15 protein-coding genes are annotated in these 19887 nt (G+C 47.1%); 7 read left to right on the top strand and 8 right to left on the bottom strand.

Annotation, left to right across the window (positions count from 1 at the left end):
• Window positions 1-63: 63 nt before the first annotated feature.
• Complete coding sequence (locus QI63_RS03505) at window positions 64-1368, bottom strand: Na+/H+ antiporter NhaC family protein (RefSeq protein ID WP_044013938.1); 1305 nt, start codon at window positions 1366-1368, stop codon at window positions 64-66.
• Between the two features lie 393 nt (window positions 1369-1761).
• Window positions 1762-2739, bottom strand: a complete 978-nt coding sequence (locus QI63_RS03510; protein ID WP_044013940.1) for a metal ABC transporter solute-binding protein, Zn/Mn family — start codon at window positions 2737-2739, stop codon at window positions 1762-1764.
• Between the two features lie 172 nt (window positions 2740-2911).
• Between QI63_RS03510 and QI63_RS12385 the strand changes: the two genes are divergently transcribed.
• The 4 genes from QI63_RS12385 to QI63_RS03530 all read left to right on the top strand — a co-directional run bounded on the left by QI63_RS12385 (window position 2912) and on the right by QI63_RS03530 (window position 11065).
• Window positions 2912-4243 carry an exonuclease SbcCD subunit D gene (locus QI63_RS12385; RefSeq protein ID WP_052185468.1) on the top strand — a complete coding sequence of 444 codons (1332 nt, stop codon included), beginning with the start codon at window positions 2912-2914 and terminating at the stop codon, window positions 4241-4243.
• Window positions 4233-7442 carry an AAA family ATPase gene (locus QI63_RS03520; RefSeq protein WP_052185469.1) on the top strand — a complete coding sequence of 1070 codons (3210 nt, stop codon included), beginning with the start codon at window positions 4233-4235 and terminating at the stop codon, window positions 7440-7442. The genes QI63_RS12385 and QI63_RS03520 overlap by 11 nt, the downstream gene beginning before the upstream one ends.
• 101 nt (window positions 7443-7543) lie before the next feature.
• Window positions 7544-10255 (top strand): efflux RND transporter permease subunit, encoded by a 2712-nt coding sequence (locus tag QI63_RS03525; protein WP_044013941.1) that lies wholly within the window; start codon window positions 7544-7546, stop codon window positions 10253-10255.
• A 39-nt stretch (window positions 10256-10294) separates the two neighbouring features.
• Entirely contained in the window at window positions 10295-11065 is a 771-nt protein-coding gene (locus QI63_RS03530; RefSeq protein ID WP_044013943.1) for an outer membrane lipoprotein-sorting protein, read from the top strand.
• A gap of 73 nt (window positions 11066-11138) precedes the next feature.
• Here QI63_RS03530 and QI63_RS03535 read toward each other — a convergent pair whose 3' ends face one another.
• Complete coding sequence (locus tag QI63_RS03535; protein WP_016522397.1) at window positions 11139-11405, bottom strand: co-chaperone GroES; 267 nt, start codon at window positions 11403-11405, stop codon at window positions 11139-11141.
• Between the two features lie 432 nt (window positions 11406-11837).
• Between QI63_RS03535 and QI63_RS03540 the strand changes: the two genes are divergently transcribed.
• Window positions 11838-12698, top strand: a complete 861-nt coding sequence (locus QI63_RS03540; RefSeq protein WP_044013947.1) for a sigma-70 family RNA polymerase sigma factor — start codon at window positions 11838-11840, stop codon at window positions 12696-12698.
• Between the two features lie 19 nt (window positions 12699-12717).
• Here the strand turns inward: QI63_RS03540 and QI63_RS03545 are convergent, their stop codons facing one another.
• Window positions 12718-13155, bottom strand: coding sequence for a Holliday junction resolvase-like protein (locus tag QI63_RS03545; RefSeq protein ID WP_044013949.1), 438 nt, complete (start codon window positions 13153-13155; stop codon window positions 12718-12720).
• Window positions 13156-13304: 149 nt separating this feature from the next.
• Between QI63_RS03545 and QI63_RS03550 the strand changes: the two genes are divergently transcribed.
• Both QI63_RS03550 and QI63_RS03555 read left to right on the top strand, forming a co-directional pair.
• A complete protein-coding gene (locus QI63_RS03550; protein ID WP_044013951.1) occupies window positions 13305-14453 on the top strand; it encodes a hypothetical protein in 1149 nt (382 codons plus the stop codon).
• A 49-nt stretch (window positions 14454-14502) separates the two neighbouring features.
• Window positions 14503-15048, top strand: coding sequence for a histidine phosphatase family protein (locus QI63_RS03555; protein WP_044016998.1), 546 nt, complete (start codon window positions 14503-14505; stop codon window positions 15046-15048).
• On the opposite strand, the gene QI63_RS03560 is transcribed toward QI63_RS03555, so the two are convergent.
• From QI63_RS03560 to QI63_RS03575, 4 genes are read right to left on the bottom strand one after another with little or no spacing between them, the layout of a single operon-like run.
• The gene (locus tag QI63_RS03560) at window positions 15014-16099 is read right to left on the bottom strand and encodes a pseudouridine synthase (RefSeq protein WP_235619766.1); all 1086 of its coding nucleotides are present in this window, start codon (window positions 16097-16099) and stop codon (window positions 15014-15016) included. The two genes, QI63_RS03555 and QI63_RS03560, sit on opposite strands and share 35 nt — an antisense overlap.
• Entirely contained in the window at window positions 16077-16904 is an 828-nt protein-coding gene (locus QI63_RS03565) for a purine-nucleoside phosphorylase (RefSeq protein ID WP_044017002.1), read from the bottom strand. The genes QI63_RS03560 and QI63_RS03565 overlap by 23 nt, the downstream gene beginning before the upstream one ends.
• A gap of 10 nt (window positions 16905-16914) precedes the next feature.
• On the bottom strand, window positions 16915-17412 hold the full coding sequence (locus tag QI63_RS03570; protein WP_044013953.1) for a hypothetical protein: 498 nt from the start codon (window positions 17410-17412) through the stop codon (window positions 16915-16917).
• Between the two features lie 47 nt (window positions 17413-17459).
• Window positions 17460-19445, bottom strand: a complete 1986-nt coding sequence (locus tag QI63_RS03575) for an ATP-dependent helicase (RefSeq protein WP_044013955.1) — start codon at window positions 19443-19445, stop codon at window positions 17460-17462.
• Between the last annotated feature and the right edge of the window lie 442 nt (window positions 19446-19887).

Here is a 19887-nt window from a genome sequence, read left to right on the forward strand (position 1 = left end):
CTGTATGTATTATCTTATCTATTTGGATAACTGTCAAGATAAGCCCCGTTTCCGAAATATTGCTTATTTACGAGTGCGGTGTCGTACGATATTCACAAAAAAATTCCACAGCGGGATTAAGTACAGAAAAAAGGCTGCTACAAGCACTACCGACGGCGCACCGATTGAAGTCAACGGAACGCTTACCGCTATCGACCACGGCATCAGAGGCGCAACAACAACGGCGGTATTCTCCAAGTAAGATGCAAGGGTGTTTTTATCTTCTATAAGATCGTCGCATACTTGATGAGTAAGTATAATCGCCAATGTTTGATTGCAGGCAATCGCCGAAGCAAATACGGATGCAGTAAGAACACTACCGAATGCAGTAATCCGTTTGCTGAGCCGCTCCATGAACCGCTGTATCCCTGCAAAAAAATGAGTTCCCTTAAACATTCCCGAATAACAGGATGAAATACAGATAATTATCGATACCCGTATCATAGAAACAATCCCGCCGCCGGTCATAAGTTTTGCCAGTTCCGCATCCTGAGGGTGAAAACCGAAAAAGACTATTTTTATCAGCTCTTCTGCATGTATATGCTGAAAAAGTCCGCCGCAGAACAATCCCGCAAGACAGCTGACAGTCATTGTTATTTTTACATCGATTTTCAGCAAGGAAAAAAGAATAATGATGCCGGCAGGAATAATCGTAAAAAGCGAAAGGTTGTAGGAGTCGGCAAAGATATGAAAGGTCATACCGTTCCCCGTACCGGGATTGATAATAAGCCCGATACTACCATACAGAACCGCCGTGACAATAAAGGGGATAAATGCGGTTTTCACCATCGTTTTGATATTATTGAAGACATCAGTATGCGTTAATCCGCTGATGAGATGCGCTCCCGACGACATCGGTGAGCAGCGGTCTCCGAAAAATATCCCCGAAATAACGGCGCCCCCTGCATATATAACGGGAATGTTCATACTGTTTGCCAGCGTCATACAGATAACACCGATGGTAGCGGCGCTTCCGAAGGCAGTACCCATCAAAAACGATACAAAACAGCATAGCAGAAAACAGATCAGCACCATTGCTTGCGGCACCGCGAACATGGATGCATAGTAGACGATAAAAGCAATGGTTCCGCACGCACGCCATATTGCAGTGATGCTGCCTATCAATATAAAAATTATCAGAATATTTTTTACGGTAAGAATACCGCGGAAGGAATAGCAGAGCATATCTTTCCACGTTTTGCCTTTAATAAGGCCGAACGTGAAGAAAAGCGCATAGCCGAATATCAACGCATATAGAATTGAATAGTCAAGAATAACGCAGATAATTAAACTGACGGAAAACAGCAACAGAATACATAATTCAAGCATAAGCCCTCTACGTTCCTTTCCATCATTATTATGCAGAGTTACCTATCTGTCAATGAGGAAGGCGCAAGGCAATTGCATCAGGTGGTTCTTGGCAACCCCGCAGAATAATGGAGATCGTCCAAGCAGAGTTGAACCTCTTCGCGGTTCAAATGCTTACCCAATCTCCATTATTCTGCAATTTTGATGTATTTGTCTGATGCAATTGTCCTTTTTCTCAAAAATAAAATGTGCAAAATTTTATCCAAAATTTTGCACAAAAGGACGGCAAAACCGCATCGAGGCAAAAAAAAGGTGATAATCACGGTACGGCTAAAGGAGAGATGTAAAGGCCGTACAATGACTATCACCGGGATTAGCTATTGTTTGTATTAAGCCGACACGTAAGATTTAAGCTTACCGTGCCAGGCTTTTGTAAATTTTTTCTATATTGGAGGTCATCCGTTCCATATAGGATAAACCGTCCTCAGCCGACTCGATCGTATAAATTGTTTGCACCGAAGCCCCAACTTCTTTTGCTAAGGTAGCCGAAACTTGCGGGCTGGCCGCATTTTCGGAGAAAACAACTTTAATTCCATATTGGTTACAATAATCTGCTAATTTTGCTAATTGTTGTGCACTCGGTTCTCCGGCAGAAAATACATCTTCGACACTATTCTGTTCAAGCCCGAAGTCACGGCAAAGATAGCCGAACGCTGCGTGTCCGGTAACAAAACGGCGATGGGATACTTTAGCAAAATTATCGCGGTATTTTGCTAAAAGCGCATCAGCATTCGCAATAAAAACTGCGGCATTCGCCTTATAGAAAGCGGCATTTGCAGGATCTACCTCGCTTAAACCGTCGGCGATATTCTTAACCATCACTTTAGCGGATTCAAGGCTCAACCACGCATGAGGATCAACTGCATCGTGGTCGTCATCATGATCATGGTCATGTTCGTCGTGATCATGATCGTGCTCATCTTCGTGGTGGTGGTGATGATGATGGTGGTGTCCTTCTGCGAGTTCGATCGGTTTAATACCGTTACTTGCGCAGATAGTCTTTATCGTATCCTGCTTCACCGCATGGAGCGCATCCATAAGCCACGGTTCCATACCCAAGCCGTTGTAAACAACGGCTTTTGCCTGCATTAAGAACTTCAGATCCCCAGCCTTTGGTTCAAAATCATGAGCTTCAACTCCCGGCGGGATAATCGTATGGACATACACCTTATCTTTACCCACGATTTCCGTGAGTTCCTTCATCGCATCAAAGGTTGCTGCAACGGCAACTTTTCCTTCCATGTTTTTCTCGGTTTTTCCGCCGGCAAACAGATTTACCGCAGCGATGCCGAAAAACATCATACAAACTGCTGTAAAAAACAATTTCTTCATTAAAAAACTCCTCTTGCAATGCTAGTTGCAAATCGGTTGCAAGTATACACAAATGCAAAAAGTTTGCAAGTAGCAAATAAGAATAAAAATTAATTATATATCACACTTTTCTCTACTTGAGGTGCTTTTCCGCCCCTTTACAGAACCGGATATTAGTCATACAGTAGCAAGGATGAAACTGCTCCATACCGCTGACCTGCATTTGGGAAAGACGCTGCATGAAACGCCGCTGCTCGGCATACAAGAAAAAATGCTGAACGATATTCATGATATCCTTACACGAGACGACTATGCAGCACTGATTATCGCAGGCGATGTGTATGACCGCGCTATTCCTTCGGCGGAGGCGGTTTCGCTTTTCAGCCGATTCCTTGCACGGATACGGGAGGATTGTCCCGATACGGCAGTGCTTATCATTCCCGGTAATCATGACTCCGCGCAGCGGCTCGCCTTTGCCCGCGAAATACTGCAAAACCAGCGCATTTATATTGCGCAGGATACAAGCAGGCTTACCGATCCGGTGATTCTTACCAAGGGCGCGGAAAAACTTGCGGTATACCTGCTCCCCTTTTTAAACTTCGGCGCTTTTTCGGAAGAAACAAAAGAAGCGTATCATACGGCAGGGGATTCACAGGCGGAAATGGCGGCGGTTGCGTCGCACATACTGAAACAAGCGGTACGGCCGGGCATACCCGCGCTGTTAGCGGCGCACCTCTTTACCGTCGGCGGGCAGAGCTCCTCCAGCGAGCGCACCTTTATCGGTACCGCTGAATATGTCAATCCCGACCTTTTTTCTTTTTTCGATTATGTTGCGCTCGGGCACCTGCACCGCTGCCAACGGATAACCGACAGAATGTATTATTCCGGTTCGCCCCTCCCCTACTCCTTTGATGAATCGGAGGATGCCAAGTGCGTCCTTTCGATAGATATCGACTGCACGCCGAAACAAAATACCGCCGGAAAGAACAACAAGAAGAAAGTTAGTGCGGAACTCTTCGATACTGAGACAACTAAAGCTCATGCGGAGCTTTTCGATGCGGAAATAACGAAATCCCGCACGGAACTGTTTAATACGGCAAATCAGCAGTCCGATATGAACAATGCAAAGGCTCCGCTCAACATTGAGCGGATACCCATTATTTCCGAACGTCCGCTTAAACGGCTGGAAGGCAATTTTGAAGAGTTCTTTACCGGAAACCGCTACGACGAATGGAGCGGCTGCTATCTGGAAATCACCCTGAACGATGCCGAGGTTATTGCGCACCCGATGCAGTTGCTGCGGCAAAAATTTCCGTTTTTGCTGAGTATCCGGCAAAAGAGCTTTATGAATCGGGAACAGCAGGACGGAGAAGAACAGCTGACCCTCCGGGAACGGACGGCTGAAGACCCGCTCACGCTAGCCGAAAATTTTAGCCGGTTTGAAATCGTCATTAACGGCGAGCCGAACCAAATGAAGCAAGAGCTTTTTGAACAGCTTTGCAAAGAGGCTATAGATGAGACCTAAAGAACTGATATTGCACAACATCGGCCCTTTTACCGGCGAGCATACCGTCAACTTTGACAGCCTCGGCTCCCTCTTTTTAATTTACGGACAAACCGGCGCCGGAAAGACCACGCTCTTCGACGCCATTTCCTACGCCTTCTACGGAAAACCGCTCGGCGGTAGATCAGGCGTTATGCGCAACTTGCGGAGCCACTTTGCGGACGACTATGCAGTCTCCGATGTTATACTCACCTTTTTTATCGGAGCGCAGCTGTACCGAATAAAACGGCAGCTGCCGTATACCAAAGAAGGCCGGAAACTGGAAACACCGGAAGAAGTCTCCCTTGAATGCTACGAAAACGGCAGCTGGGAAAACCGCTCATCGACTAACAAGCGGGAAACCGATGCTTCAATCCAAAATCTGATTAAGCTTTCCGACAAAGAGTTCAGCCGCATCGTCCTTTTGCCGCAGGGAGAATTTGCGCAGTTTTTGCGGGCACAGTCGAGCGATAAAAAAGAGACGCTGATGCACCTGTTTCCTATCAAGCGATATTCGGATTTGATGCAGGAAGCGAAGCTCCGCGCAGACACGCTGCAGCAGGAAGCGCATACAATAGAAGCAAACCTCGAAACCCTGCATACCCGCTTTGTGTACCACCGTTACGAAAGCGACCGCGCAGAGCTGCTGAACGAAATTGACCGTATCAGGGATGAACACGGCGGCGTCTTGACCACCTTACAGACAAAGAACACCGAGCTTGAGCAGGAAAAAATACTTGCAGAGAAGCGGAAAGAGCTGGAGCGGGTTACCGAAGAGCTGGAAGCATGCCGCATCCGCGAAGAGGATATCCGCAATTTAAAAGCGAAGATCGAAAAAGCGCAGCGGGCGGCTCCGCTCGCAGTCCACGTAAATCAGCTCCTTGAGTTGGAAGCGGCATGTGCGGCGGACGAGCGGCAGATACGGGAAAAACGGGAACGCATGGAAGAACTGACCGCTCGTATGAACGCTTTGCAGGAACGGCACAACGAGATCACCGCAAAAGAGCAGCAGCGGGACAGCCTCTATGCCGTCATCGACTCGCTGCGGAAAGCCGCCGTGTTGGAACAGGAAATCGAAACGGAGCAAGCCGAAGAAGGCAAGCTGAAACGCACCGCTGCTGCCGCCCAAGCGCAACTGCAACGCATCGAAGCGCAGCTCGCCGCCGTTACGGAAAAAACCGCAGCCATTGCTCCCGCCGTCGATGCGCTTGACGAGCGGGAACACGCCTACCGCAGCCTGCAAACCCGGCTCGACATGGAGAAACAGCTGCACGAGATCTTATGCAAGCAGGAGCAGCTTGCTACCTTTTTGCACAGCTATGCACAGGCTGCGGATAATGCGCGGACACAGCTTGCGGAGATCGCCCGTGATTACGATATTCAAACGGAACAGATCAATAGAATAGAAGAAGAAAAAAAGGCAGCGGAACGGCAGCGTGCGGCGGCGGCACTCGCGGAACACCTCGAAGAAGGAAGCCCCTGCCCCGTCTGCGGTTCGGTACATCACCCCGCACCGGCTCAAGGTATGTCAGAAAGTGCGTTCAGCTTTGACGAGCGGATAGAAGCGGCAAAACGGAGCGCAGCAAAACTACAGCACGAAAAAGAAAAAGCCCAGACGGCGCTCGCCGGTGCGGAGGCTTCGTATACAAATTATCAAAAGCAAATAGATGAACGGGCTGCCGCTGCGGAAGATTTACAGCTGCGGTATAAAGAATGCAGCGCGGTGCCCTTTCCTGAAGGAAAGGATGCGGCGGAGAGCCGCATTAAGGAAACCGCTCAGCAGATAAACGAAGCGGTGCAAGCGTACAACGCATCCCGCAAAGCCTTTGCCGAACACAAAACGCTGGAAGAAGAAGCCCGTCGTTTGCAGCGGGAGCGGCAGGAATGTACGCAGCAGCACCATAGCGCGGAACAACGCTTAAGCGGAGTTTCCGCCGCGCTGCAAGAAAAACGCCGCCAGTTTGACCAAGCTTTTTCCCAGCTACCCAAAAACCGGCGCAGCGTTCAGTTGAGTTCGGATACGGAAATTTTTGACAAACAGGGAACCGGAGGCAAAGCCAAAGCCCTCAATGCCCCTGCCGGCAAGACTGCACCGGAGCAATACGAAGTACCCGATGCGGAAACTGCGTTGGAACAATGCGAAGCGCTGCTGCAGGAACTCAAACTGACTATCAACGCTTATCATACCGATGTTTCAGAAGCAACGCAAAACCTTGAACGAATCCGCGGTGAACTTTCCGCGGCGGAAACGCACGGACAGGAACGCTCGCAGCAGCGCAGCGAAAAAACGGCATTACTCGAAGCCGCGTATATAAAGGAAGGTTTTGCCGATTTGCAGGATTTACAGCAAGCCGTGTGCAGTGAACCGGAAGTTGCGCAGTGGAAAACCGAAATCGACACCTTTTATGAGCAGTACGCGGCGTATAAACAGGCGGCTGCCGGATTGGAAAAAGACGTTACCGCGACTGAGCCGCGCGATCTCGATGAGATGGAAGCCGCCGTCGAAGCCCTGCGCCAACGGTATGATGAAATACAGGCTCGGCTCGAAGTTCTCAATACGGAGAAAGCAAAGCTGGAGGAGCTGCACGCCCAGCACACGGAACTGACAAAAGCCCTCGCAGTTAAAACAGCGGAGGCGCAAAACTGGGTAGCCCTTGCGAAAGACCTCTGCGGCAGCAATCCGCGGAAGCTCCAGTTCGACACGTGGATCCTTTCCGCCTTTTTGCATGAAGTAACCGTGTTTGCAAATAAGCGACTTGAGCGGATGAGTGAAGGACGGTACCGGCTTGCCGTCAGCGAAGAGCACGGCGCAGGGAACGCATACCGAGGCCTCGACTTGGAAATCGCCGACGCCTACACCGGTAAGTGCCGCCCCTCCGCAACCCTCTCCGGCGGGGAAACGTTTATGGCCTCCATCAGCCTTGCACTCGGCCTTGCCGATTCCATCCAGGCACGGGCAGGCGGCATCAGAATAGATTCGATGTTCATCGACGAAGGCTTCGGGTCGCTCGACGAAAAAGCCCTGGAAAACGCCGTCAGCATCTTAGATGAAATACGTGGGAACCGGATGGTCGGCATCATCTCTCATGTCGGCGAACTGCAAAGCCGCATCCCACAAAAAATTGAAGTAATAAAAACCGGAACAGGTTCCTCCATCCGGCAAGGCAAGGCGCAACCTTGACTTTACTCGGATGGGAGTATAGTATAGGGACTCTTAATTAATTTTCGGGATTCTTTAAATACCCTAGCTTTAGAGTATCCCGCTTGTCAAAGTAGGTGCTTATGAATTTGAAAAACGCACTGGTTAAAAGGCTATACAAACATCCGCGTATTATTTTGGGTACTATCCTCGGCATCACGCTCTTCTTTGCACTACAGCTTCCGCGTGTCCGATTTGATAATAATAATTTCCGCTTTATACCGGAAAGCGATCCATCACGGATAGCCGACGCCGAAATGGCAAAGATATTCGGAGATTCGGTGCCGCTCTTGATAGGAATCCAACGGCATTATTCGACAGTCGTTAATCGGGAATTTCTAGAAAAAATGCAGGAGCTGGATAAGCAATTGCTTGCATTACCGTTAGTGAAAAACGTTGTATCATTGACGAGAACAACCCATATCGAAGCGGTCGGTGATTCAATTGTGAACGAAAAGCTTGTGCCGGAACATTTAACCGGTTCACAGGAAGAATTGAACACAATTACCGAAAGACTCCGTTCGATGGAAACCTATAACCGAAGCTTGGTTTCCGACGATTTAAAAGCGACACAAACTATTATCTTCCTTAACGTCAAACAGGAAGAAAGCGGTTCGCCGGAAACGGTTGCCGTATGCCGTGAGGTGATGCGCATCGCGGAGGAATGGGACTTCCCCGACTCCGTTACCTACGTAACCGGCGCACCGGTATTCAGCGAAATTGTCAACGAAGCAACCGGGCATGATTTAATGTTCCTTGTGCCTATCGTCGTCATCGTAGTTGCTGGGGTTTTATTCTTTTCATTTAGAAGATTTACCGGCGTATTTTTACCGCTGCTCACCGTAATTATTTCATGCATCTGGGCGATCGGTGCAATGGCGTTGCTGCACATTCCATTGACCATTCTTTCGACGGTGCTTCCCGTCATCCTGATTGCCGTCGGCAGTGCATACGGTATTCATGTTATCAATCACTATTTTGATGAAGTAACGCAGAGTAAGGAAATCTCTACCGAAACTCATTCGGCACAGATTGTCGAAGCTATGGCGCGGGTTATTCCGCCGGTTTTTTTAGCGGCGCTTACAACCTTTGCCGGTTTTGTATCATTCTGTTTTACGAGCGTTGTCCCGATTTTTGAGTTCGGTATCTTTTCGAGCTTCGGCGTCCTTTCAGCCTTTATTGTTGCGGTAACACTTATCCCTGCAATTCTTATTTTGCGCGGACCGCGGAATCCGACTATCGGCGGGCGCTTTGGGGCAAAATCGAGCCATAGCGGCATTATCGATCGGATTATTGCAGATACGCTGATGATTATTCATGCACACAAGCGCAGTGTACTTTTGGTCAGCGTTGGCTGTATCATTTTTGCGGGTTTAGGAATTTCAAAACTCGTTATCGATAACGTATTAATGGAATATTTTGAACCGGATGTGCAGGTTGTCCGATCCGATACCTTTATCCGCGAAAACTTCGGCGGTTCAAAGTTACTGAACCTAATTATCACGGGTACGAAACAGGGTGATGTTATCCGGCCGGACGTATTGCAGGCAATCGATTCACTTGCCGAGTATGCGGAAGAAAATATCCCCGAAGTAGGAAAAATAACATCGCTGGCGGATGTTATTAAACGGTTCAATCAAGTGTATAACGCGGATGCTCCGGCAACGGGACTCGTACCTACCGGTAAAAACTCCACGGGAAAAGGAGAAGAAGATTCATTTGGTGATTTCGGGGACTTCGGAGATACGGACAGCTCATGGGGCTTTGATGATACTGACTCATGGAGTAATTCGGAGCCATCGGCAGCAGCATCCGGTAAAACAGGGAACACCGCTGTGAAAACACAAAAAGAACCGGTGTATACTTTTTCCGAACTCATCGAAAAACTTGCAGCTGCTCAAACAGCCCGCCGCGGCAGATATGTTTCTGCGACCGAGGTGATTGATGCGTTAAAGAAAGATGTCAATTATAAAGGCGCTGCCTACTACGAAATTCCTACGGAGCCGCAAAAATACGGAAAAGAGACGCAGGAAGAACTTACTGCACTTATTCAAAATTATCTTCTTCTGATGGCGGGGAATGTGCAGGACTTTATCGACGACACATATACTCCGACCACGCTTAAAGTAAATATTCAGCTAAGGACGCTCGGTCAACAAGACAGCGAACGGGCATTGCAAGCAATTATGGCGTATGTCAAGGATAATTTTCCCAAAGATATATCGGTAGAACCGAACGGTTCAATGTTTATCGAGCAGTCGTTGAATACCCTTGTAGTACAGTCCCAGCTGATTTCCGTGGCGGTGTCGTTCGGCATTGTATTTTTAATTTTAGCAGTCTATTACCGCTCCATTATTGCAGGTATTATCGGCATTATCCCGCTGATGATTTCCGTTGCACTGAATTTTGGTTTTATGGGAATCGTCGGTATAAAGCTCAATATCGGTACGGCAATGGTGGCAAGTTTTGCAATCGGTATCGGTATCGATTATACCATCCACTATTTGGCGGCCTATCACCATGAGTATACCAAACGGCGCGACGACCGGAATTTCCTTATCCACACGTTCTACGGTTCCGGTAAGGCAATTCTGTTTAATGCGGTGTCGGTTGGTGCGGGCTTTGCCGTTTTAATACTTTCAAAGTTTAATATGCTATCCGAACTCGGTCTATTGATTGCGTTGGTGATGGGTACCAGCTCTTTTGCCAGCTTAACGGTATTACCAACCATCCTTTCGATTGTAAAGCCGCGGTTTATTACTAAAGCCTTACCGGGGGATAGTACAGAGCCGTAGGCTTTGATATTTTTCTAAAAGATTTTTATGGAGGTAACAATGAAAAAATTACTAATGCTTTGTTTTTTATTGCTCTGCAGCATCGCAGTGCTTTTTGCCGAAGAAACCGCCGAATCCATTATGAAGGGCGCTCCGTCAAAAATAACAATTGAAACAATCGGGACGCGGGCAAAGATGGAAATCCAACGAAATGGAACGACGATGGCGGAACTGCTGGTCGATCAATATTCCGTGCAAAAAGAAAACGATCACCGTACCTTTTTGGAAATCAAAGCGCCTGCAAATGTAAAAGGAACGCGTTTTTTGATGATTGCAAAAGACGGTGTTACCGATCAGCGGATTTATCTGCCGTCACTCGGCAAAGTCCGCCGTATTACCGGTGAATCGGAAGGCACCGAAAGCTTTCTCGGTACTGATTTTTCGTATAATGATATGTCGTATCTGCAGCGGGACAGCAGTTTGGACACATACAAGATATTGCGCGAAGAAGAATACGGCGGAGCTTTGTGCTATGTCATCGAGGGCGTTCCTAAGGATGCCAAATCCGAGTATTCCAAAACCAATGTGTGGGTAGAAAAAAATTCCAAGCATTTGGTAAAGATTGCCTTTTATGACCGGAAAAATGTATTGGTAAAAATCATGGAACTGAGCAATTACGAGGCAACCCAAGGTGTGGACACTCCTCGAATTACCAAAATGACAACCCTTTCAACGAATACGGCAACAACTATCAATATTATCAAGATGCAATATAATATGAATATTCCTGATAAGATTTTTACTCCGCGCTATTTGGAACAAGGCCGTTAAGTTTTACCATATAAAAAATAACCGGTATGCCTATTGGCTATACCGGTTCATCAGATGAGTATCAGCGTAACTGTTATTCAATTACCGCGACGATATCGCCTGCCTTTAAAATTAAGTACTCTTCGCCGTCGATCTTAATTTGCGTTCCTGCATATTTATCGTGCATCACTTTTTGACCGACCGACACCTTAATCTTCTCTTTATCATCGCCGATGGCAACGACAACTGCCGTCTGTGTTTTTTCCTGTGCGGTATCGGGAATAATAATTCCGCTTGCGGTTTTAGTTTCTACCTTATCGACCTTTACTAAAACACGGTCTGCTAATGGCCGTACTTTCATGTAAGAACCTCCTATCATAGTGTACTTCTCGGTAGTAAAAAAAATATGCCCCGATGACATCAAGGGCATTTTAACCGGATATAGCTGTGTCAATTTAACCCAGTTTTAATTTTATTTATACTGAGTGTGTCATTTCAACCATACAAGGTTATGTTAAATATACAAATAAAGATATAAAAAGGCAAGTTTTTTTCCTCTTTTTATGATTCTACGCTAAAAACACCGGTAATACAGCGTTTTTGTCTCATCTTTCTTCTTCATTCTGTCAAAATCATGCCGAATCTTATGTCTAAGAAGTTGGCATGACGTTTGCTTTAATAATTAGTATATACGGTTCAACCAAGACGATCATCAGAACGCCCCATTGACCGGCGAGTTCTTGCTGCATTGCACCGGAATATCGTACACACCATTTGTGCAAGGAGATGACTTATGGAAAGAATACAGAATACACGTGCAGATAATAATGTCTTTGCAACCTATTTAAGAGAAATAAACAGGATACCGCTGCTGTCCGTAGAAGACGAAGTAAAATATGCAAAAGCCGCTGCCGCCGGTGATGAAAAGGCAAAAAAGATACTGATTGAATCGAACTTGCGCTTTGTAGTAAATGTCGCAAAAAAATATCAGAATAAGAATATCCCGATTATGGATTTAATCAGCGAAGGCAATATCGGATTGATGAATGCTGCCGACCGCTTTGACCCTGACAAGGGATACAAGTTTATTTCTTATGCGGTATGGTGGATCCGCCAAGCAATTTTAAAAGCCATCTGCGAAAAATCCCGCATGATTCGGCTTCCGTTGAACAGAGCGAACGAACTGGTACAGATTGAAAAAGCTCGTAAACTTATGGGTAAGAGCGGCAGCGAACCGGAAGATAAAGAACTTACAACTATCGCGCAAGAACTCCGTATTGAACCTGAAATGGTGAGGACAATTATGAATGCTGCCCGCGACCCCGTTTCTCTGGATGCGCCGATATTTAATGATAATAGCGCTGCCAGTACCGGTGATTTTGTCGAAGATACCCGCTATATGCAGCCTGAAAGCTATGCGCTCGATATTGACTTACGCGAAAATATCGATACGCTGCTTGCTTCCTTGACTGACCGGGAAGCAGAAATTCTCCGTTACCGCTTCGGTTTAAATGGATATGAGCAGCTTTCGTTAAAGGAAGTGGGAATGCGGTTCAATTTAACCAAAGAGCGCATCCGCCAAATCGAAAAGAAAGCGCTTGAACGGTTGCAGTCGATAGGTCATCAGCACGAACTTGAAAGCTTCGTCGCATAAGACCGCAAAAGTTTGAAGGTTATTCTGCTACACTGGGTATACGGTATTCGGTGTAGCGGACATTCTTCTTTTCGACGGCATCGCGCAGCGAACGTTCAACTTTCGAAAGTGCAGCGTTTCCGGTTTTTACTTCGACAAACAGCACTTCATCAACTGTTCCTGTAGAAAGTCCCGGAAACGCAACAAAGTCTACCGGTTTTCCTACAAACCGAATTTCCGTCGGATCGGCAGGGAAACCGGGAAAAAACGCTGCGAATTGTTCGGAGAGCTGTCCGTTCAGTACGGCTCGCGACCGTTTAACGGCATCTTCACGTGCCATTTTTATTTCCGCAGCGAGGTGCCTACTCGCAATAAGCTTACCGATCTTCGTTCCAAGGAAGAAAGCCACAATAATGAATAAAATCACTGTAACTGCTAAAATAATAAGCAAGAACCTGACTTCTAACGTATCGAGCATACCTTTCCTCCTCCAAAAAATTTCTTATCGACGTAACATGCCGTATACCGTATTACTGTGAATATCGGTTATCTATAGTATTCCTAAAGTATTCTATAAAATATCCGATATAAGAGTTGATTTTTTCTACGAAGTTGAGGCGTTAGCGTATGTACCGTATAGGATCTGCACTTTGTTGCTGCTTTTTTTTATTGTTATCTATTTCTTGTGCATCCGGCACAGCACAAGGTGTTACCGCATCACCGGTCTCAAAACTGAGCGATGTTACAGAACAAGAATACTCGGAACACTCCCCTCAGGCAGCAGGATCAAGTAATAAGATTACCGAAATATCATCGGAGGAACAAACGCTTGCACGGCTGCTTCCGGAACTTACACGAGCTGTTGAAAACTACGATATACATAAGGTACTTGCATTGTTCAATGCTATTTATGAATCGTGCAGCGGACAGGAAGATAATCCGGTTCTCATCGATGCCCGCAAGCGGATAGAACCGTTATTAGAAGCGATTTCCATAGAGGCAGTCAACAAACCCGCACCCGTGAATGCCGGTTCCCCGTTCACACAGCCGTTTACCGCTCGTGTCGTCATTACCGCACCCGAAAAACAGTTCCCGCTCGACAATTATCCTATTACCGTTCTCTACCCGTCCGCCGGTACCGGCAGTAGCTTAAAAAGAGAGCTTGTACGGACGGATTCAGATGGTTTTTTATACTTTACCCCTCCAACTCCCAACCGAGCATGCGACGGTACCCTTTTCTTTTGTCTTTATCCGGTAAAAAAGGATGCCGCTTTAACTGATGATGCAACCGACAATCTCTCCGTTTCTTTCCCCTATAAAGTCGCAACAACGGAAAAACGAATATCTTCCATTATTGCTATTCTTGATTATGATGAAAATAATACTCCGATTTTCTCCAGTAATATAACTTCAACACGGCTGCTTATGGGGCTGATGAAACGCGGCTTTACGAGAATAGGTCTTGATGAATATCGAGAACTTGCTCATACGGACGAGAATTCCGTTATCCGTGCCGCACAAGCGAAAATCGGTGCAGCTGTTGACCGTTTTATTTTTGGGAAAACATATATTACGGTAAAACCAGCGGAAGATAATACCTTCATCTGTACTATACGCGCTGAAATCTCGATTTGGGATTTTAAACAAGCACGGAAGATAAACCGATTTACCTTTACCCATACAGCAAAAGCTAAAACAAAAGCTCAAGCAATTTCACTCGCCCGTACCGATTTGGGGGAAACAGTAATCGCCGAAACATTCAATTATAGTCTTTAAGCAATGCGGCCTCTTGCAGTGCAAACTTTATTTGCTTATACTTTTTGCCATGAAGCTTTTTGTTGTGCGTCACGGTGAAACGGATTTGAATGTAAGCGAGCTCGCCTGCGGGGTTTCGGAGGCAAAGTTAACGGAAAAAGGGCGGATGCAAGCCCAAAACTTAGCAAGCCGATTAAAAGAAGATAAAGAAAGAAACAATATCACAACGATTTACGTATCTCCGCTCAAACGGGCGAGAGATACGGCTGCATATATTGAACAGGCATTACAGCTTACGGCTATTCCGGATGTCCGCCTGCAAGAGATAGATTTCGGTGATTTTGAAGGGAAACCGTGGAACAATCCGGAATTTCTATATATTCATAAAAATCCTTTTTTAACATTTCCTGCAGGTGAATCCTTTGCGAAAGTAGCACACCGTGCATACAGTATTATAGAAGATGTAAAGCATAAGCATACGGGAGACGGCAATATCCTCTTTGTCTGCCACGGTGTGCTGACAGCGGCTATCTATACGTATTTTAAACCTTTTTCGGCAGAAGAGCTGCTGCGGTTGGAAATTAAGAATTGCCAGCTGCTTGAGTTTGATTTATAAGAAGACCGGAGGCTGTTTTTTCCCAACCGGAAAAATATTGCTTCAGACAGGTTTCCATCTCGGGAAAAAACGGCGCTTCAATAAAAGGGGGCATATCAGCCGGTCTTGAGGCGGGAAAATACAACCGCCACGCATGGAGCAAGTAGTGCTTGCAGGCAGGCAGCGGATTTCCACCGCAGTACTTACGATCCCCGGCTAACGGATGGCCTGTGCTTGCAGTATGCTTCCGTATCTGATGTTTTTTACCGGTGATCAGCTTAAACAGTATCAGCGACGCATCAATCCCTCTATTGTAACTCAGCGAATAACATTGTGTGATGGTTTTACCGCTTTCGTCTTCGGTGGTAATACGCTGTGACGGCATGACGCCGCGCACAATGCCTAAATAGTATTTACCGACCGTTTTTTCCCGCAAGCATTGAGAAAACCATTGAGCTCCGGCAAGTGTCTGCGAAAAACAGAGCACACCGGTAGTATCTTTATCCAGCCGGTGCAACGGTCCCGGTTTAAAAGAAAGGCTTTGCAGAGAATTACGAGCGAAGCGGGCAGGAGGCGGTATATCGGGGGATAACTGTACCATAGTGTCGCACTGTAGGGTATTACCGCAAAGATGCGCAGCACCGAAAAGTAGCGCGTCGATACTGTGCTCCCCATGTACGGGAATTCCCACAGGCTTATTGATGATAAGCAAATCGGTTGTTTGTAACAAAATCGGGATATCGGTAGGAATGCGAGCTTGCCTACCGGAGGTATAGTTCCGTTTACCGGAGGTATGGCTTTGGTTTTGTTCACCGGACACAGATTGCTTCCGTATCGGCTGTTTTTCAGCAGAGAGGAGTATTTCAGAAATTGATAAGATATCGCCTACTGCCGTCCGGTAATTAAGCGCTATCCGCTTACCATTGATACGGATTAAGCCCTTACGGATTGCAGCATACAGCGCCGAAAGCGGAGTCTCCGCCAGAAATTTTCTGATTACACGGTCAAGCCGCCTGCCGGCATCGTTTTCCGAAAGAATAAATTCCGTTTTACGCTTTTCCCATACGGCCAATGCTGTTTAACACCAGTTGTTTAAACAGCGGAGCCGCTTTTTTCCCTGCATCCAGCACTTCTTGTTCGCTCAATAATGAGCTGCTCATACCTGCGGCGAGATTCGAAATGAACGAGATGCCGCAAACATGCATACCGGCATGGCGGGCAGCGACCGCTTCTACAGCAGTACTCATACCGACAGCATCGGCGCCGAGTATCCCTGCCAGACGTACCTCTTGCGGCGTTTCATAAGCGGGGCCGGTGAATTGACAATACACTCCCTCTTGAAGCGGGATATGCAAGGACTCTGCCGCTGCCTTGATATGCATCCGAAGATCTTTATCATACACTTGCGTCATATCGGGGAAGCGCACACCGAGGGTTTCAAAGTTTTTCCCAATGAGCGGAGAAGGCACAAGACAGGTAATGTGATCGGTAATCAGCATAAAATTGCCTGCGCTGAAGTTTTTGTTCGCCCCGCCTGCCGCATTGGTTAAAAAGAGGATTTCCGCCCCCATCATTTTCATCATCCTGATAGGAAGCACCACATCGGTCATCGGATATCCTTCGTAATAGTGGATTCTCCCCTGCATAATAACGGCAGGAATCCCTTCTATTTTCGCAAATACGAATGCGCCGCGGTGTCCCGGTGCGGTAGAAAGCGGAAAATTACGAATGGAAGCATACGGAATAGTCGCATCAACCTCCAATTCGTTCGCCAGATCACCCAGTCCGGAGCCAAGCACTAATGCGATTTTAGGGGTGTACGGGATATGATCTTTGGTATTTTTAAAACATTGTATCAATTTTTCTTCAGCAGTCATATAATTTCCTTTAAACATCTGCATCGACATTTGTCAACAGGCGTTCCATGTCGGCTAAATCTGCAATACGGCTTGCAACGGTTTTGCCTTTCCCTGCCATTTTTGTATCGTATTGGAGCGTTGCACGATAAAGTTCAAGCACCATCGAAGCCAATAGGTTAAGGTTCGGCGCCAGATTGCTGAATGCCATATTACGGTACACTTTATCTGCAGTCGCCATTTTGGTGTTTGCCTCGGCAATCGAATTAATATTGGGAAGAACATCGCGCCGGACTAAATAAATAAAACGAGCAAGCGCGATAATGTCATAATAAAGGTCATCAAGATGGAACCCCTGTAAGACAAAATCCTCGGAATGCTCGGTCAAATCAACGATGTGCCGCGATAAATCAATATTAGAAAGAATTTGTGCAAACAAAGGACGTAAGAAACGCGTTGCGATATTTTCATTGTAATGCCGCCCAATTCTTACGATTATTTCAGCGATAATTCTATCATCCACTAACATGGGCTTTACTATATATCAGTTCACAGGTTTTTACAAGTATAAACATCTTACATGGAGAACTTCTTCTTCATCTGGGCAAACATCTTGGCGATGTCTTCTTCCTCCGGTTCCGTTTCCGGCTCGTGGTATTGCACCAGCTCCGCAGGAATTTCTTCCAAGAACGGCGAAGGGCTGCACTCCAACAAGCCTGCCTGCCTGCGCCGAGTCCGGCAGCTTGTAATAATGAGCTTGTCGCGGGCGCGGGTAATGGCGACATAGAACAGGCGGCGCTCTTCTTCCACATCCCCTGCATTCTCTTCCATACTACGGGCATGGGGGATAATGCCTTCCTCAGCGCCAGCGATAAACACCACCGGGAACTCCAATCCCTTCGCGGCGTGGATGGTCATGATATTCACCTCGCCGGTATCTTCCTCATTTTGGTCATCGCGGCTCAGCAGCGTGATGCGATTGAGGTACGTATACAGCGAAGGGTCAAAGTTGTCGGGGTTTGTCTCCCACGTGTCGATAGACTGCAAGAGGCTTTCGATATTCAAAAACTTAAAACGTGCCGCTTTTTCGTTTTTCTGAAATTCCTGCGTCAAATAATCAAAATACTGAATCCGCTCCACGAGTTTCCGCACCTTATTTGCCAAGCCCTTGCCGGACAGCAACTGTTTCCGCTCGGAACTTATCAGCTCGACAAACTCCTCCAAATCGGCAAGGCTCTTTTCGCGGAAGTCATCCGGCGGACGCTCAAGCAGCGCATGAATCGCCATGCGGATGGAGCAGTCCTTTTCCGTTGCGATTGCGGAGAGCACTTCCAGTGTTTTTTTTCCGATGCCGCGCCGCGGTGTGTTGATAATCCGCAGGAGATTGATGTCGTCGTCGGGATTCGCAATCACCCGCAAATAGCTGATAATGTCTTTAATTTCTTTGCGCTGAAAAAAGCTCGTGCCGCCGGACATCCGGTACGGAATATTGGCATCGAGGAAAGCTTCTTCAATCGCGCGCCCTAAGCCGTTGGTGCGGATCAAAACGCCGAAGTCCGCATAGCTCCGGTTCTCGCGCATCTTCTCCGTAAGGATAGTGTCCGCAATAAAATCAGCCTCTGCCGCCTCATTCTCCGGGATAAAAATTTCGATGGGCTTGCCGGAGCCGTTCCCCGACCACAGCGCTTTTTCCTTCCGGTTGGTATTGTGCGAAATCACCCCGTTCGCAGCCGCTAAAATCGTACCGGTGGAACGGTAATTCTGCTCAAGCTTAATCTCCACCAGATGCGGGAAATCCTTTTCAAACAGGCGGATATTTTCATAATTCGCCCCCCGCCACGAATAAATAGACTGATCATCATCGCCTACCACGCAGACATTATCATCCGCAATTAAATGCATCATCTGATACTGCTGAATACTCGTGTCCTGAAACTCATCCACCATCACATACCGGTAGCGGTTCTTGTACACCGCAAGCACATCGGGATGTTCGGTAAAAAGCTTAATCGGCAGCATAATCAAATCGTCAAAATCCACTGCATTGAATAGCTTGAGTCCCGCCTGATATTCGTTATACAACGGACGATACACCGCCGTCTGTGCCGTAAAGTTTTTCTGCCCCGTCTTTATCTGAGAAAACAACGTCCCCACTCCGTACACATCGAGCGTTTCCGTTGCAATTTTCAGTTCCTTTGCCGACTCCTTAATCAGCTGATTGCGGTCTACCTCGTCGTAAATGCTAAAATTCTGCCGCCATCCCAGCCGGTCAATATATTCCCGCAGGGTTTTCACCCCCAGTGCGTGAAAAGTACTAATCGTTAAATTCTGTAACTTCTTACCCGTCAGCTCTTTAATCCGCTGCTCCATCTCCCGCGCCGCCTTGTTTGTAAAGGTCAACGCCAAAATCTGCGACTGAGGAATCCCGCTTTCCAGCATGTGCGCAATCCTAAACGTAATCACGCGCGTCTTCCCCGACCCCGCCCCCGCAATAATCAGCACCGGCCCGTTAATCGTGTTGACCGCCTTCGCCTGCTCAGGATTCAAATTTTCCGTATTCATAAGACTGGGGAGTATAGCATAAAACGTGGGGAAAAGATATGGAAGAAGTGGGTCTTTTAGTTCTTGTTTAGGTGGTTATTTGGAGGGGGAAGTCTCCCCCTGCACTTCAAAAAAACGGCGTACTTCTGAATTATTACCAGTTGCGTTTTCGGTTCCCTCAACCGCAACTACTTCTTTTTTACGTACGCCATTTGTTTTTCCGCTCCCCCCCTCATTCACGAGCACCGTCCATGGTGCTCGTGAACTTGCAAGTTTTGCGTCAGCGCAAAACATTATTATCGTTGCTTCCCTGTCCCTAGTAGCCTTCTACTAACCTTTATTGCAAAGAGTGTTTACCGGTTGGCGAGTGAGTACATTGTTTACCGAATTTAGTCTGTATTCCGGTACTAACCGGCTTACATTCATGTCCGCAATAAACGCAGTGTACTCCGTCAGAAACAAG

This window comes from Treponema sp. OMZ 838 (assembly GCF_000775995.1).
Classification (GTDB): domain Bacteria; phylum Spirochaetota; class Spirochaetia; order Treponematales; family Treponemataceae; genus Treponema.